Source organism: Alteromonas sp. KUL49 (genome assembly GCF_006538345.1).
GTDB lineage: Bacteria > Pseudomonadota > Gammaproteobacteria > Enterobacterales > Alteromonadaceae > Alteromonas.
Window position 1 is genome coordinate 187,933 of sequence record NZ_BJKL01000009.1, and the last position, 16,935, is coordinate 204,867.

The window sequence follows — 16,935 nt, forward strand, 5'->3', positions numbered from 1 at the left end:
AAGGATGCAAAACAATATTCCAGCAAACGATAAACTGGATCGCCGACAATTTATGAAACTTGCTGGAATAGCAACTTCATCTGCGTTTTCATCTTCACTATTTGCTCATGGACACAGTATGGCGAACAACAAACACCACAGTATTGGTCTTCAGCTTTATACCCTTCGTAACATTATGCAAGTTAGCGTACCCGCCACGTTAAAGCTCGCGGCTGACGTGGGTTACAACGAATTGGAGTTTGCGGGTTACTTTGACCATGACTTGAACGACATCAAACAAATACTCGAAGGAGAGGGCATTACGGCACCCTCAGCACATTTTCCGTTGGACATGTTTGAAAACAACATCAACCAAATTATAGATATATCAAAGCAACTGGGTCACAAGTTCGTTGTAATGCCGTGGTTAACCGAAGAACAACGGGGAAAGGACATTGCCACCTACTATCGCTTAGCTGAAGACTTGAATCGTTATGGCGAAACATGCAGAAGCGCAGGACTCACTTTAGCCTATCATAATCACGATTTTGAGTTTGAAAATCGCGAAAGTGAGTTGCCCATGAACGTGTTACTCAACGAAACCAGTGCAGAGAATCTAAGTATAGAGTTAGATTTATACTGGATAGTAAAAGCGGGCTTCGACCCTATTGCATACTTTAAACAACACCCCGGTCGCTTCAAACTGTGGCATGTAAAAGACTTGGCTGCTGACGGAGACTTCGCCGACGTCGGTACTGGCACCATAGACTTTGCAGCCATTTTCGCACAAGCGGAACTTGCTGGCGTTGAACACAAATTTGTTGAGCGCGATCAAACTCCTGACCGTATCAAAACCATAGAACAAGGCTATCAGGCAATGACAGCCCTTTACGAAAAATAAGTTAGCTTTAGTTGCTAAGGTGCTGCTGTAAAAACGGCAGCACTTTATCGATAACAGCTTGATGGGCGTCTATTCTTCTAATAAACCCTGTGTCATCGCACAATGCCGGCAAAGCGGTGTTCCCATGCTCTGTGCACTCAGATAAAAAACTATAGTGGCGCGCCCCATCAATGACGACTAGCTCACTGTTGGGCATAAGATCGTGAGCATAGTCTGAGTTGTACCGATTAGGTGCAATCCTATCTTCGCTTCCTACCATAAGCATGGTGGGTGTTTTCACTGCCATTAAACTTGCAGGTTCGAAGGCGTGAACCACAGCAGCACCTATTGCTACGGCAGCCTTTATATTGTCGACGTGATAGCTGTTACCTTGTCTTGTTAAGCTTTGCTGAACTTTTGCAGTGTGCTTAATCGCGTTAAAGGCCTCGAGCACCGACAGAAACTCAGGCTGAGGTTGGCAGCTGAAATCTTCAACGGTGTTTTCACAGTACTCGTTAAACAGGGCTTTATTGGTAATCCCCCCTAACCCAGACAGCGTTGTATAACCACCAAGGCTAAACCCCACTAAAGCTATATTTTCGTCGTCTATAAGTGAAGCCCAAGTTGGATCGTCCAACAGTTGTTTTTGCACTTGAGATAGATCTGCCGTTCGCTCCCACCACAACAGAAACCCCTCTGGATATTTTTTGCGATTCAAAGGCGGTATTCCCGTGGTGATTTACCGCTGCCACAATGTACCCCGCTTTGACCAAGGCACTAGCTAACCAAAGCATTTGCGGTGCCGAGCCACCTGTTCCATGTGACATGAGAACCAGGGGGTATTTTTGTTGTGACGCTGGCGTACCATCAACCACCACATCACCTGCATGAAATAATGGAGACTCGCTTGCTCCCAACAGCAGAGGTGTTGTGTGTTTTTCCACAGTTGGGTAGAACATATGTGTGAGCATGGGGCGTGGTAATGCCTCTCGCCATGCCTCGCGATTGTGGTCAACAAGCGGAAGCACTCTCATCCCCACCGCCACTCTGTTTCGTTTTAAACAGGCGACATGATCTTCCATATCAGAACACAAGTTACCAAGCTGACGTTGAAGGCCTTCATTTTCTGGAAAGCTAGTGGCTAACCAGTCAATCACATCGATGGCTTTGTTGGTATTTCCAGACCACATGAGTTGTTGCGCTAAATCCAAAACTAATGAGGCATTAACTGGGTTTGAGAGCGCTTGCTGTTTTAGACGGTTAACTGCAGTCTGCCATGTGTTATCAACCAAGCTTTTATTCAGTTGTAGCGAGGGCAATGTCGTTCTGTCAGGTACGTCAAAACCGTAGTATGCAGTCAGCACATCGTTAGCAAGCAGAGCTTTATGTTGAAACCCCATGCCTGTGTGATTAAGCAGGACCAAACTCACGTCGTCTTCAATTAGGTGATACAACAGACTACTGTGCCCTTGTAACTGGCCATCGTAGGTATGGGCACGCAAGGGCTCGCTATCACCTAAAAGGATATCTTCAGTTCGCCAACCGTAGGGCTGATTTTCTGAGAACAATAAGTTTCGGCTATTTTCTGTCAAATAGTCAGGCGTATGCACACCTGTGACAAATCCAACGAGGTCTTTCGCCGACGAATACAAACCAGCACCACCATCAAACACCTGCATGTGAAGGGGCATTTGCACTTCCCAACCACCCTGATTGCCCCATCGTAAATCATCAATTAAGTGCACTTCAGACGTCATCACTCGTCCAGTTTGTTCCATCTTCAATGGCACAAGTATCAAGCTTTTCAGGCTATTTTCATAAGATTCACCGGTTACCTCGGCGACAATAGCCACCAATAAGGTCCAGCCTAGATTGGTGTATAGGTAGTTTTCACCCGGCTCGAAGCCAAGTTCGAGCGCTGCTATTTGTGCGAATAACGTTTCGCTCGATACGTGTTGTTGAAACTCTCCGCTTTGCCAACCGGGCAACATAAAATGCCCCGGCAGCCCAGAGCGGTTTGACAGCAAGTGATGTATGGTGACTTTATCGGCCCAGGGCGCATCAAACTCAGGGAGTACTGCGCGGATACTGGCATTAAGATTTAGTACACCGTCCTCGTGAAGTTTGAGGATCAGTGTTGAAATAATAGGCTTGCTTAAAGAGGCAATAGCGAAACGAGAGTTTGTCGGATTAGAATTTGCCTGAAAGCCTTGTGAGAGACTCACATTGAGTTCACACAGTATTGTCCCCTTTTTTGCTATCGCTAGGTCGCCATAAAACATCTTCTGCGCCACAAAAGGCTTTACTGCTGTCGCAACCCGCTCACATATTTCAGGCGATGTAACTGTATTTTTGGCTGTTGCCATGGTGGGCAAAACAACCGCCAATACTAGTAAAAGAAACTTCATAAGTACTAACTACCATTAAAATTAACTTGCTCTCGCATACTAGTAATGTGAGTGATAGAAAGTCCTTAAATTATTCTCTTTTTATTCTAATGATGGCCTAAAAAGACTTACCAATAGCGATGCCCCACACAATCGCATCTTCATCACCTTCGTGGTAATCGTAATGCAACTGGGGTGCAAGGGTCCAACCTTGGTTAAGTTCAAATTCGTACAGTGTGCCGATACGAGCAACGAACAAATCGTGTTTTGATGTATGCTCATAACCCGGCCCGATTTGCAGTATCCATTGTGGGGTAATATGAATATCGGCTACCGCCAAAAACGTCCAAGCTTCTAATTCGCCGTCAGCATATTCTACAATAGCGCCGAGCCCCAACGCTTCGTTTAATCGATACTCGTAGTCAATGCCTATAGTGGCACCATTTCCATGTTCGCGAATATAGGTACTACCCAGCAAAACCGAAAAGTGATGTGGGTGAAGTGAATGATCTATGCCACCGTGGTCGGAGGGTTCAGCACTGGCGTTCACTGTCGTTGCAGCTCCCACCGTTATCACAATAAAGAAACCAAGAAACAATTGTGTTGTTTTCATAAAGCATGTGCTCTTTTTGTGTTCTACCTAAAAACTGTAGCAACAAAAGCGTCTTTATCAATGTGATGCTTAATGATCAGTGCCTTATCAAAAGGAATTAAAAACCCTTGGTATTAGCAAAGCTAACCTTACAAATGCTAATTACCGTTACATTGAATTTGCTGCCACATGCTAGTAATGTGCTCGCTAGAAAGCCCTAAAATAATTTTCTTTTTGTTCCAATAACGGCTAATCAACTATGGACAGTTCAGCACCGCCCTTCACTGAGTACCTACTAGGCCCCTTTAAAATCAAAGGTTCAGAAAACTTGGTAGTACATAACGATGAGGAAATTGTTGTATTACCCAAAGTCATGTCGTTACTCCTGCATTTTTGCCAGAATAGCGGTGAAGTACTCACGTTTGATGCCCTTAACAACGCGATTTGGCCCAATGAAGTCGTCGGTGACAACGCCATTTACAACCTAGTTGGTCAGCTAAGAAAAATACTAGGAGACAAAGCAAGCAACCCAACCTACATTCAGACCATATCGAAAATTGGATACAAATTATTGGTTGAAGCTACACCGGTTGTGAACACTGAAAGTGTAGAAAATGCTGACATCACAGAGAGTGCGGAAAACGCAGAAGTACTTGAGCCAGTATCAGAGCCTTCAACGAACCTAGTCAAAGCTCGCAGAAAATCAGGGATCTCAAAATGGCTTATCCCTTTTATTTTGATTGTGTCGTTTACCACCATTTTTGCTAGCAAACAGAAAAATGAGGGCGAAGAAGCACTATCAACTCAAGCACAAAGCCAAATGCAATTGGCCCACTACCAATTGTATCGAGGGGATGGACAAGGCGTTACACAAGCGATAGAAACCCTTCAAGAGCTCATAGCCTCAGAACCAAAGCTATATACGCCCAAGTTGGAACTTGCCTACAGTTTTATTCGCATGGCGCGTATTGAGCCAGCGCAAAAAGAATTTTGGTTACAAAAAGCGCGAGCTATTAGCCAAACAGAGTTACCAGATAACGCTAAAGCTAGGTTAACACTCATCTTAAATAGCATTGGTGGAGTGCCACTAGATATCGACACATACGAGTCACTATTCTCACTACCAGATGTATTGAACAACGAGCGCCTCGCCTACAGTGATATTTTGTTTGACGCTGGGCAAACCGAATTGGCGCTCACGCATATTCAACGAGTGCTCGATAGCTGTTTAGATTGCCCTTACGTGTATCGCAAAATAGCGACAACCCATATTGTACTTGGACAAGTCAAAGAGGGTTTTGATAACTTCGCGCAATACAGCAAGCTGCTGAACAAACCACAAAACAACCCTATTGATACCGCTGGATTCGTGCCGTTAAATCTAGCCACCTTGTCTGCTATGGCCAAATGGCACTCAACGGCTCAATCGAAAGTTGAGCTACTCTCACATCAGCGAAATACGCTTGCACTGTTCTATCTAACACTAAATAACATTCAAGACGCTGAAGCCTTGTTGCCTGAGGAAGTACACACTAGCGAAAGCTTTTTCGACCTGTATACCCTAGCCGCCATCGCAGGTGCCAAAGGAGACTTCCATACCAGTTATCGTTTGCTACTCAAACGACAAAACCTCTACCCCGATAACAAGCGCTTTAAGTTGTCGGTGGTATACGCACTTTGGCAATTGGGTAACCCCAAAGAAGCAATCGATAAACTCAGTGATTGGGAGCTTGTGCCAACTTATGACTCGTTGCCCAATGACCTTCCCTTCTCAGAGTGGGCCTTGTACGCAAGCTTGTTAATAGAAACTGGTGAAGAAGAAAGAGGGAGAGAGATATTATCAGCACTCGAACAACAACTCGCTTCGGGTATGGCAATTGGAAGTCATAGTGCTGATATTCGACTGGCATCGGTACTGGCCTTGCAGGGCATAACTGAGGCGTCATTAAATGCGCTAGAGGACGCCATCAGTCAAGGTTGGGTAAGTGATTTCAATCAAAACTGGTGGTACTTACAGGACTCACCCTTTTTTATCTCGTTGAAAGGTGACCCAAGATTTGAAGCCATCGTTGACCGATACAACCAGAACATTCAACAGCTCAATATAACAACGCACAATGAACGTGAAGGTGAATAGCTCCTGCTATTCACCCTTATGAGTTCTCTCGTGTACTAAGCTCGACTTTCAGTGTGAAAGGCCTGTCGATAGGTAGACGGGCACACAGAAAAGTTGCGTTCAAAGGCTCGCCGAAAGCCATCATACGAGCCGAAACCTATGGCAAGTGCTATGGCTTTGATTTCTTTATCTGTGGTGGCAAGTAAATCACTGGCGTCAGGCCAGTTTCGGTAACAAATAACCTGTGGCACTGACGCTCACTTAGGTGTAACTGCTCTGCCAATGCTATTACCGAAATATCATCTGCAATGTTTTCTTTAATCCAGTTTGCCACCGTTTTTATCCGCTCGTTTTTGGGTGACTGAACGTCTAGTAAATCAGAGAACTGCTTTTGATTGCCTGTGCGTTGAAGATAAACCACAAGGCATTTTGCAACGTGATGCGCCGCTTGTTTACCCAAATCTAATTCAATGAGTCGCATGGATAAATCAATACCAGAAGTCACTCCTGCTGACGACCAGTACTTGCCCTCGTTGATGTAGAGTTTGTCTGGCTCTACATCGAGGAATGGATACTGAGTTTTGAACATATCCACAAACGCCCAATGCGTTGCCACCTTGGTGTTATCAGGAATACCTGCATTTGCGAGTAAAAACGCCCCAGTACATATAGACACCACCCGCTCACTTCGCTCCATAAGTGCCTGAAGTTTATCTAGGTCAGTTTCTGAAATTGATGAGCTACGCGACCCTTTGCCCCCAGGAATTATCAAGGTATGACAAGACTCTACGTCATCAATGCTCACTGTAGGCGTAATTTGTAACCCAGCTTCACACCAAATAGGTTTGTTTGAAAAACCGATAACTTGGAGTCGATAACTTCCTTTTTGATACTGCTCAGCTTCATAGAACGCTGACTGAGGCCCTGATAAATCAAGTAGCTCAAGGCCGTCATATGCCAATAGGCAAATAGTCTTTTGTGTATTTGATTGCATTGTCCTTACCTCGTTTTTCAAAGTGAAGCACAAGCATAAGTCTACACGCAGAAGGCATAAATGACATATATGCAACCAAAACTGCCATCTTTCAATGTCATTAGTGATTGGGAAGTGTTATGACTTATTCTCTAACCAAGGATTAGGTTTATCACCCTTTGGATTAGCAGTAGAGCTGGAAGAGGGATTGCTAACTTTAGATGCGCTAGGTTTGGGTTTAGGTTTGGGCTTGTGCCCCTTGCTACGCAAATATAGATTTTCCACTTTTTCCCGAGCCCAAGGTGTGCGGCGCAAAAATGTAAGGCTAGATTTGATACTAGGGTTACTTTTAAAGCAGTTGATATTGATGCGTGCACTGAGTCCTTCCCATCCCATGGATTCTTGTAACTCGGTGAGCATGGCTTTTAGGGTAACGCCGTGAAGAGGGTCGTTGCTATTCATGATTATTCGCTGTCTTCGCTTTGCTCTGGCGCAGTGCGATTTGCGTTAGCCCACACATCATCGGGAATATCTCTGGGCGGTGGCGTTTCATACTCTGCGGCTTCGGCCTGTTTTTTCTCTTGATTCGACCACTTAACACGAATTTTCTTACCCTCGATAACTTTAGCATTGAGCGTTTTAATCGCCTTATCGGTCTCTTCTTGGGTGCTCATCTCTACAAAGCCAAACCCCTTAGATAACCCCGACTTGTCATCCATTACTAAGTCGCACGACACCATAGTGCCACATTCAAAAAACAGGTCTTCTAGGTCTTCTTGGGTAAATGATTTGGGTAAATTGCGAACTAATATGCTCAAAGTTTGGCTCAGCTAAATGAAGAATGTGTGATACATGCATTGTAGCATGTAGGTGAGGGAACACAGTAGCGACTTGGTGCTTTTCTGCACCAGTGTGGTGCCCTATGGTTACCCTGCAATTCCCCAAGGTAAAAAGCGGTACAAACAAACCTTAAAAACCATTTAAATCATAACCTTATCTATAAACCAGCAATATTGACTTCATGGTCAAATAATTGCTTTAAAACTATAATACTTTGCTCAGAGCTGTGATAACCATGCTTAACAATAATGAGGTCCTCTACGGATTAGAAGACAAGCCCAAAGTTACCCATTGTATTAATGCTGCACTACAGCATGTGATGGCGTGCTTTATTGGCATTATTACTCCAACCCTCATTATTGGTGGCGCATTAGGTTTAACCGCAGAAATGCCCTATCTCATCAGTATGGCGTTGATGGTCAGTGGCGTATCCACTTTTATTCAAGCTAAAACCTTTGGCCCCGTAGGGTGTGGCCTTATCGCGGTACAAGGGACCAGCTTTACTTTTATCAGCGCCCTGTTAGTGGCAGGCTTTATGGTGAAAGACAAAGGCGGTACTAATGAAGACATACTCGCCATTATGTTTGGCATTTGCTTTTTTGGAGCCTTTGTTGAAGTTATTCTCAGTCAGTTCATTGGCTTTTTTAAGGCCGTGATTACACCGCTCACTACCGGAATTGTTATCACCACCATAGGCATCACCCTAATAAAAGTGGGTATGACCGACCTTGCTGGCGGCTATGGGGCGAGTAACTATGGCTCACCTGAAAATCTAAGCTTAGGTTTCACTGTGCTGGTGATTGTTGTACTGCTCAATATGTCGAAGCACCCCATGCTTCGACTTTCTGCTATCTTCATTGGCATGTTAGCCGGTAGTTTACTGGCGTGGTGGCAAGGGATTTTGTCTTTCGATTCAATGATAGAACTGCCGTTATTCGCAGTACCTCAGCCTTTCAAGTATGGCATTTCCTTTCAGTGGGACGTGTTTATTCCTGTGGCACTGGTTTATTTTCTTAGCGCCATCGAAACCTCGGGCGATCTAACGGCCAACAGCTTGTTTTGCAAACAGCCCATCACCGGTCCTCTGTACTTAAAACGTATCAAAGGGGGCATTTTAGCCGACGGCGTAAACTCCATGCTTGCGGCAGTATTCAACAACTTTCCTAATACTACGTTTGGTCAAAACAACGCGGTTATTCAGCTCACTGGCGTGGCGAGTCGTCATGTGGGTTTTTACATTGCGGGGCTGCTTGTGTTGTTGGGCCTATTTCCGGCAATCGGCGGTGTTATTCAACTCATGCCTAAATCGGTGTTAGGCGGCGCGACCTTAGTCATGTTTGCGACTATTGCCGTAGCGGGAGTAAAAATTCTCACAAACGATCCTATCGATCGTCGCAAAAGCTTAATTATAGCCACATCATTAGGCTTGGGCTTAGGTGTGATGATGGTGCCTGATGTACTGTCTCAACTACCACCATTGGCAAAGAACATCTTTTCTTCATCGGTCACTGTTGCCGGCTTTTGTGCCATCATCATGAGCATAATCATACCCCAAAGCAGTGAGCCAGCCCCCGTATTAACACAGCAAGAACAGTAGGAAATTATACCCATGTTAACTAAAACCCTGTGGTTAAAATCACCCGCAGCCGTATTCACAGGGAACAGCACTAATGCCGACAATGGCATAGTCATTCAGGGTGACAAAATTGTAGAGTTGGTGGCCGCTGGCGAAACACCAACAACACCTATAGACAGCTATATCGATTGTAGTAATCAGGTAATTACCCCGGGGTTAATCAATACCCATCACCACTTTTACCAAACTCTCACTCGATGTGTACCCGGTGCATTAAACAAACCTTTGTTTCCGTGGCTCAAGTTCTTGTACAAGGTGTGGCAAAACCTCGATGAAGAAATGATTTACACCGCAACTCAACTTGCTGGTTTAGAACTCATGGTATCAGGTGCAACATGTATTTCTGATCATCACTATGTGTTTCCTAAAGGGTTAGAAAACGCCATAGATATTCAGGTAGACGCTATTAACAGTTTGGGTTGCCGTGGTGCATTAACACGTGGCTCGATGAGCCTAGGCGAGAGCGATGGCGGGCTTCCGCCCGACAGTGTTATTCAAACAGAAGATGTGATTTTGGCCGACAGCCAGCGACTTATTAGTCGTTATCACGACCGTTCAGACTCTGCCAAAATACGCATTGCATTGGCCCCGTGTTCGCCGTTTTCAGTATCCACACCGCTAATGAAAGATACAGCGGCATTAGCAGAAAAAAATGATGTACTGCTACATACCCACCTTGCAGAAACCGAAGACGAAAACAATTTCTGCCTTCGAGAATACGGCATGCGCCCGTTAGACTATTTAGAATCGGTAGATTGGCTTACCTCACGCACATGGCTTGCCCACGGAATTCACTTTACCGAGGATGAAATTCAGCGCTTGGGTAAAGCCAAAGTAGGCATAGCTCACTGCCCTAGTTCAAACATGCTATTAGCGTCGGGGATCTGCCCTACAGTAGAGCTTCAACAAGCCGGTTGTAACATCGGTTTAGCGGTTGACGGCTCGGCGTCTAACGATTGCTCGAACATGATTCAAGAAGCTCGGCAGTCTTTGCTTCAACAAAGACTTCGTTACGGTGCAGAACTTATTACCGCTGATCGGGTGTTGGGTTTTGCAACCCAAGGTTCAGCCAAAGTGCTGCATTGGGATAACATCGGCCAATTTGCTGTAGGTATGCAAGCTGATGTCGCCGTGTTTGGTTTAGATGAGCTGCGCTTCTCAGGGGTGGGTAGTCCACTCGACGCACTCGTCACCTGCGGTGCCCATCAAGTCGATAAGCTCATGGTGGCAGGGCAATGGGTAATCGAAGACGGACAACACTCCCAAATAAACCCACAACAACTTATCGAAAAGCATCAACAACTGGCTAAAACCCTTCAGAGTAAAGTGAGTATGTAACTGCATTTAGGCGAATAACCCGTTAGAATCACCTTGTTGTTGCAGTTAATATAACAAGGTTTTCTAATGAGCGAATTATTCGCCTCACTTTCTCGATTACTCAGCCCCTACTATACCGATCTCAGCATTATGCTTATGGCGACGATACTTGTGGTATACGGCGACGTGATCAACAAACACCTCAAACGCATACTGTCGCCGTATCACTTTGTAATTCGGGTGAGCCTTTTCGTACTTCTATGCGCTTTTGGTTATGGTGCACTCACTCTGTTCGGCGCACCTTTTTTGCATCATATCATTGCGTACTTACCTTGGCAGTATCAGGGTGCTGGTTTTGTGGCAGCGTTCTTAGCCATTGGCATATTAGCTGAGCGCAGGCGTTATATTTAGCGCTATCACTAGCGCAAGGAAAGCACTGCATCGGGTACAAATAGGCATATTACGCAAAGCACCACAGACCAACTTGCTAACAGCAACGCCGTAGTTCGGTTTATGCCAATCACACTGGTTAGGTTGTTTTCACCATCAGTATCATTGGGGAAACGCTGACTAGCAATAACACCCACGCCTAAAGTCACAACAAACCCAATAAGGTTCCACCAGAACCAAAATATAGGGCTGCCCGATAGCCAAAACGCCACATTTACCAATACGCCTGTAATCAATCCAATATTGGCCGCTTTACCAGAAATTCTCGTCAGGTGTATGCCGGCAATAAAAGTAGCCAGCACAGGGCCGTAAAATACTGAGCCAATTTTATTAATAGCTTCGATAACCGTAGGGGCAATATCTCCGGCATAAAATGACAGTATTAACGTCACAAGCCCCCAACCCACACCGGCAATTTTGGCGTTGCGCAAATACTCGGTATTGCTGAACGGTGTTTTTCGCAATCGCTGAATATCTTCTACCGTGACTGCCGATAAGCTATTGATGGCTGAACTTAAGCTCGACATGGCAGCACCCATAATTGCCACCAAAAGTAAACCGACAATACCCGCAGGAAGATAGTTAACAATAAAAATAGGGATCATCCAATCGGGAGACTCCACTGGGATCTGAGCGCGAATGGCAGGCGTACTCATCACCACAGTACCAATCACCAACCCGGCTAGACAGTACAGCAAGGTAATGGGGAAGCGACAAAAAGCCACCGTGAGGAGCATTTTCCGTAAGTCACCCACTGACTGCGCCGACAGCGAACGCTGGGCTTCAGACTGATCGCAGCCGTAATACGAGGCATACAAGATTACCCCGCCGAATATCATGGGTAATAGGCCAAAGTCACTATGGGTTAACCCAGCAGATTCAGTATTGACTGCCATCAAGCGCTCGCCATCTACGTTGGCAAAAACATTCGCCCAACCACCTGCGGCGTCTAAACCCGCCCATAAACACAAGCCCGCGCCCATCACGATTAATGCCATTTGAATGGCATCGCCATACACGACGGCTTTCATACCGCCCATGGCAGAATACACCAAGGTGATCACCCCGATAGCCACAAGCGAATGCCACTGCGACAACCCCATGGTGCCTTGCAGTATTAAAGAAATGGCGTAAATCATAATGGCCGTGGCGAACGAACGGCTAAGCTGAAACACAAAGCTGATAAGCAAACGGGTTGAGCGGGTAAAACGCCGTTCAAGGTAGTCGTACACGCTCACTACACCAGCAGCGTGTAAGGTGGGTAATAAACGCCACAGCATGATGATTACTGCCAAAGGCAATGCCAGTTCATACGACAACCAAATGAGGCCGCCACCTTCACGCAGCCCCACAAATGCGGGGGCAGAAATAAAACTGATGGCCGACAACTGGGTAGCCATAACCGATAGCGCTAATGCAGGCCAGCCAAGGGTTCGCCCCCCTAAAAAATAGTCTTTACTGTTTTTTTGGCTGCGAAAGAAAACACCTAAACCGAGCAAAGAGACAAGGTAGATAGCGACAATGGCATAATCGAGGGTAGTCATGAGCGCACTCCGTTGCTGCAACTTACAAAAGGCGTAGTGGTTATTTAATCAACAACCACTCTACCCTAGTGCAACACAAGACGCACTCACAAATTTTGCTAAGCTACCGTAAGTTAGAAAAGATAACGTAATGAATTAGTTATCTTTTTAACCAAGTAAAACGAACATTTCGACGTGAAAGCATCAGTAACATTAGCAATGCTGTAAACACCATCGCCTGCGGCGCCGCCACACTACTTACCAGGTTAGGTGCACGAGCCAATTGAATCGTCGCCTGATAAATCGTTGATGTATTGTTGTTTTGATCGTACGCCCTACCAACAACTTGCCCACTGTCGTTCAAATAAAGACCATCGTATAGTGCCAATAAGTCAAAGTCTGTTAATGAGTCTTCGAGAATACTGCCCAAATCAAAAAAGCCATCGTTCACCGTAAAACCCATTGCACGCCATTGCTGGTTATTATTGCTATCGAAAAAGCTATAACGGCCAAGCGCTACGCCTGCATCATTAATAAATTGAAAAATGGAATAGCTATAACCCGTTAGCGCATTAACCGCGTTAGGTAAATTAAAGGTATACATAACCGCAGAGCTCAAATCTCGATACCAAGCCGTATGTCCTTGATGAGCATTACTATTGCTGTCTCTGCGTTCAGAATAGCCAATAACGTCACCCAGTTCATTTTGCCCGTTTATCCAACTACGTTGATAGTTGTTAGTTCCCGTGTGTGTTGCATCAAAAATACCTAATCGGGTAGTCACACCATCAATGGCCTGCCAAGCACTTTGGCCTTGATAATTGTTACTGCTATCTCGGCGCTGTGAGTATCCAATCACATGTCCAGCTTCATTCTGTCTGTTCAAGCTACTGTATTGGTAGTTGTTGCTTCCAGTATGTTCAGCATCATAAAGCCCTATTTTTGTGGTTATGCCGTCGACCGCTTGCCACACACTTCGACCTTCCCCAGCGTTTGTTGAACTATTGCGGCGGTCACTGTATCCGGCTACATCGCCAGCTTCATTCTGAAATTGTGCATAACTCGTGCGATAGCCATTAGTACCTGTGTGAGCAGAATCTGTTAGGCCAATTTGGGTAGTCACGCCATCCACCGCTTGCCAAACGTCTCTTCCTTCAAAGTTATTAGTACTGCTGTTTCTGCGATCAGAATACCCTATAAGGCTTCCGGCTTCGTTCTGTGCCTGAATGGTACTGTACTGGTAATCGTTTGAGCCAGTATGCGCCGCTGTGGTTAAACCAACTCGTGTAGTAACGCCATCAACCGCCTGCCAAGCGCTTTGCCCTTGCCCTGCATTGGTACTGGAATTGAGTCGCTGAGAAGTGCCCGCCACGTCACCGGCCTCATTTTGAAACTGAGCATAGCTGTTTTGATAATTATTTGTACCCGTATGTGCAGAATCCGTCAGTCCAATTCGGGTTGTTGTTCCATTTGAATACTGCCAAGCACTTCGCCCCTCATAGTTGTTAGTAGTACTGTTTCTTCTGTCTGATTCACCAATAACATCGCCTGCTTCATTAATGTCTCTTGCGTAACTAACTTGATAGTTATTGGTACCCGTATGCGCACTGTCGGTGAAACCTAACTGAGTCATTGCTCCGTTCTCCGCCACCCATACAGTACGGCCCTCGTAGTTATTATTACTGCTATTACGGCGTTCCGAGTAGCCAATAACTGCTCCCGCCTCATTTTGAGCAGTCGCATTGCTGTACTGGTAGTTGTTTGAACCAGTATGTGCAGCATCTGTGTAACCTAATCGAGTAGTCACGCCATCCACCGCTTGCCAAGCACTCTGTCCTTCATAACCGTTAGTACTACTGTTACGGCGTTGCGAGTAGCCAATAACGTCACCCGCTTCGTTTTGCTGGCTAGCATTGCTATACTGATAATTATTAGTACCTGTATGAGTAGCATTTGTTAAACCCAGCTTGATGGTAACACCATCCACCGCTTGCCATGCTGTTTGCCCTTCATAATTGTTATTACTACTATTTCGTCGTTGAGAGTAGCCTATTACGTCGCCCGCCTGGTTTTGCTGGTTTGCATAACTATATCGGTAGTTATTCGTACCCGTATGTTCTGCATCGGTGAAACCCAACACGTTAAAATCGGTAATGACGGGTTCGGCATTTGCTGTGCAGGCAAACAGTCCTGCGAGTAATAGGGTGGTCTTGTTCATCACTAACTCCGTTTTAGCTGACTTCTTCGTTACTCACGAATGATGAAAGGTGTCTTTACTTTTTTAACTCGAAAATCAAAAGATAACGTACCTAATACGCTATCTTTTGAACCAGGTAAAACTACTATCTCTACGTGAAAGCATCAGCAGCATTAACAATGCTATAAACACCAACACTTGCGGCGCCGCTACACTACTTACCAAATTAGGTGCGCGAGCCAGCTGAATCGTCGCTTGATAAACCATTGATGTACTGTTGTTTTGATCGTACGCCCTACCAACAAATTGTCCGCTATCGTTTAAATATGTAGCGTCGTAAAGTGCTAATAAATCAAAGTCTGTCAACGAGTCTTCAAGAATACTGCCTAAATCAAAAAAGCCGTCGTTTACCGTAAAGCCCATGGCACGCCATTGCTGGTTATTATTGCTATCAAAAAAACTATAGCGACCCAGTGCAACGCCCGCATCATTGATAACGTTAAAAATTGAATAGCTGTATCCTGTAAGCGCATTAACTGCATTAGGTAAATTAAAGGTGTACATTACCGCCGCACTTAAATCCCAATACCACGCGGTTTGCCCTTCATGGGAATTATTACTACTATTTCGGCGCTCCGAATGGCCAATAACATCGCCCAGCTCATTTTGTCCTCTTACATAACTTCTTTGATAATTGTTAGTTCCAGTATGTTCAGCGTCAAAAATACCCAGTCGAGTGGTAACGCCGTCGACGGCCTGCCAAACACTATGCCCCTGATAGTTGTTACTGCTATCACGACGCTGGGCGTAACCAACTACATGCCCAGCTTCATTTTGATAGCCTAGCCAGTTATTCTGGTAATTGTTACTACCCGTATGCTCAGAATCGTACAACCCTATCTTTGTGGTTACACCATCAACCGCTTGCCAGGCACTACGACCTTCACCAGCGTTTGTTGAACTATTCCGCCGGTCACTAGTTCCTGCAACATCACCTGCTTCGTTCTGAAATTGAGCATAACTAGTACGGTAACCGTTAGTTCCAGTATGCGCCGAATCCGTCAAACCAACTTGAGTAGTCACGCCATCAACCACTTGCCAAGCATCGCGACCTTCGAAAGCGTTGCTACTACTATTTCTGCGGTCTGAATACCCTATCAGATTACCAGCTTCATTCTGTGCCTGAATTCTACTGTACTGGTAATTATTTGAGCCAGTATGAGCAGCTGAGGTTAAGCCAACACGGGTAGTAACACCATCCACTGCCTGCCAAGCACTTCGCCCTTGCCCTGCATTAGTGCTGGAATTCCGTCGCTCAGAATACCCAGCCACGTCACCGGCCTGATTTTGGAATTCAGTAAGGCTACTTTGATAACTGTTGGTTCCTGTATGCTCGGCATCTATTAAACCAACTCGGGTTGTTGTTCCATTTGAGTACTGCCAAGCGCTACGCCCTTCATAACTATTGGTAGTAATGTTTCTTCTATCTGATTCACCAATAACATCACCAGCGTCATTAATGTCTCTGGCGTAACTAACCTGATAGTTATTGGTACCTGTATGAGCACTGTCGGTGAAGCCTAACTGAGTCATTGCTCCATTTTCCGCCACCCACGCTGTACGCCCCTCAAAGTTATTATTACTACTGTTTCGGCGATCAGAGTAGCCAATAACAGTGCCCGACTCGTTTTGAGCAATCGCACGACTGTACTGGTAATTGTTGGAACCAGTATGAGCAGAATCTGTGTAACCCAGTCGAGTAGTAACGCCATCAACCGCTTGCCAGGCACTCTGTCCCTCACTATTGTTGTTACTACTATTTCGTCGTTGGGAGTAGCCGATTACATCACCCGCTTGGTTCTGCTGAGTGGCTTGACTGTACCTGTAGTTGTTCGTGCCCGTGTGTTCAGCATCGGTCAGCCCTAACACCTTAAAGTCGGTGATAACAGGTTCGGCACTTGCTGTGCAGGCAAACAGCCCTGCGAGTAATAGGGTGGTCTTATTCATCACTAACTCCGTTTTAGCTGACTTCTTCGTTACTCACG

The 16,935-nt window shown here is 45.5% G+C and carries 15 protein-coding genes; 5 read left to right on the forward strand and 10 right to left on the reverse strand.

What is annotated here, in order from left to right:
- The first annotated feature begins 4 nt into the window (after positions 1 to 4).
- Positions 5 to 880, forward strand: coding sequence for a sugar phosphate isomerase/epimerase (locus EYS00_RS16165; protein ID WP_130638452.1), 876 nt, complete (start codon positions 5 to 7; stop codon positions 878 to 880).
- A 7-nt stretch (positions 881 to 887) separates the two neighbouring features.
- Here the strand turns inward: EYS00_RS16165 and EYS00_RS20595 are convergent, their stop codons facing one another.
- The 3 genes from EYS00_RS20595 to EYS00_RS16175 all read right to left on the reverse strand — a co-directional run bounded on the left by EYS00_RS20595 (position 888) and on the right by EYS00_RS16175 (position 3,859).
- Positions 888 to 1,445, reverse strand: coding sequence for a hypothetical protein (locus EYS00_RS20595; RefSeq protein ID WP_207301719.1), 558 nt, complete (start codon positions 1,443 to 1,445; stop codon positions 888 to 890).
- Positions 1,435 to 3,267 carry a serine hydrolase domain-containing protein gene (locus EYS00_RS16170; RefSeq protein ID WP_130638454.1) on the reverse strand — a complete coding sequence of 611 codons (1,833 nt, stop codon included), beginning with the start codon at positions 3,265 to 3,267 and terminating at the stop codon, positions 1,435 to 1,437. Before EYS00_RS16170 ends, EYS00_RS20595 begins: the two co-directional genes overlap by 11 nt.
- 97 nt (positions 3,268 to 3,364) lie before the next feature.
- Positions 3,365 to 3,859, reverse strand: coding sequence for a hypothetical protein (locus EYS00_RS16175; RefSeq protein ID WP_130638456.1), 495 nt, complete (start codon positions 3,857 to 3,859; stop codon positions 3,365 to 3,367).
- A 238-nt stretch (positions 3,860 to 4,097) separates the two neighbouring features.
- Here EYS00_RS16175 and EYS00_RS16180 point away from each other — a divergent pair, with 238 nt between their 5' ends.
- Entirely contained in the window at positions 4,098 to 5,975 is a 1,878-nt protein-coding gene (locus EYS00_RS16180) for a winged helix-turn-helix domain-containing protein (protein ID WP_130638458.1), read from the forward strand.
- Positions 5,976 to 6,010: 35 nt separating this feature from the next.
- Here the strand turns inward: EYS00_RS16180 and EYS00_RS21285 are convergent, their stop codons facing one another.
- From EYS00_RS21285 to EYS00_RS16195, 4 genes are all read right to left on the reverse strand, one after another.
- A complete protein-coding gene (locus tag EYS00_RS21285; protein ID WP_207301720.1) occupies positions 6,011 to 6,205 on the reverse strand; it encodes a helix-turn-helix domain-containing protein in 195 nt (64 codons plus the stop codon).
- Positions 6,124 to 6,948, reverse strand: a complete 825-nt coding sequence (locus EYS00_RS16185; RefSeq protein WP_207301721.1) for a GlxA family transcriptional regulator — start codon at positions 6,946 to 6,948, stop codon at positions 6,124 to 6,126. Before EYS00_RS16185 ends, EYS00_RS21285 begins: the two co-directional genes overlap by 82 nt.
- Before the next feature lie 117 nt (positions 6,949 to 7,065).
- Positions 7,066 to 7,389, reverse strand: coding sequence for a VF530 family DNA-binding protein (locus EYS00_RS16190; RefSeq protein ID WP_130638460.1), 324 nt, complete (start codon positions 7,387 to 7,389; stop codon positions 7,066 to 7,068).
- Positions 7,390 to 7,391: 2 nt separating this feature from the next.
- Entirely contained in the window at positions 7,392 to 7,745 is a 354-nt protein-coding gene (locus EYS00_RS16195) for an RNA-binding protein (protein WP_130638462.1), read from the reverse strand.
- Positions 7,746 to 8,002: 257 nt separating this feature from the next.
- On the opposite strand from EYS00_RS16195, the gene EYS00_RS16200 reads away from it, so the two are divergent.
- The 3 genes from EYS00_RS16200 (at position 8,003) to EYS00_RS16210 (ending at position 11,131) form a co-directional block, all read left to right on the forward strand.
- A complete protein-coding gene (locus EYS00_RS16200) occupies positions 8,003 to 9,364 on the forward strand; it encodes a uracil-xanthine permease family protein (RefSeq protein ID WP_130638464.1) in 1,362 nt (453 codons plus the stop codon).
- Positions 9,365 to 9,376: 12 nt separating this feature from the next.
- Entirely contained in the window at positions 9,377 to 10,741 is a 1,365-nt protein-coding gene (locus EYS00_RS16205) for an 8-oxoguanine deaminase (protein ID WP_130638466.1), read from the forward strand.
- Positions 10,742 to 10,807: 66 nt separating this feature from the next.
- Complete coding sequence (locus tag EYS00_RS16210; protein ID WP_130638468.1) at positions 10,808 to 11,131, forward strand: DUF3392 family protein; 324 nt, start codon at positions 10,808 to 10,810, stop codon at positions 11,129 to 11,131.
- 8 nt (positions 11,132 to 11,139) lie between these two features.
- On the opposite strand, the gene EYS00_RS16215 is transcribed toward EYS00_RS16210, so the two are convergent.
- From EYS00_RS16215 to EYS00_RS16225, 3 genes are all read right to left on the reverse strand, one after another.
- Positions 11,140 to 12,714, reverse strand: coding sequence for a sodium:solute symporter (locus EYS00_RS16215; RefSeq protein WP_130638470.1), 1,575 nt, complete (start codon positions 12,712 to 12,714; stop codon positions 11,140 to 11,142).
- A gap of 139 nt (positions 12,715 to 12,853) precedes the next feature.
- The gene (locus tag EYS00_RS16220) at positions 12,854 to 14,911 is read right to left on the reverse strand and encodes a hypothetical protein (protein ID WP_130638472.1); all 2,058 of its coding nucleotides are present in this window, start codon (positions 14,909 to 14,911) and stop codon (positions 12,854 to 12,856) included.
- Between the two features lie 99 nt (positions 14,912 to 15,010).
- Positions 15,011 to 16,897, reverse strand: coding sequence for a DUF3466 family protein (locus EYS00_RS16225; protein ID WP_130638474.1), 1,887 nt, complete (start codon positions 16,895 to 16,897; stop codon positions 15,011 to 15,013).
- Positions 16,898 to 16,935 lie beyond the last annotated feature (38 nt).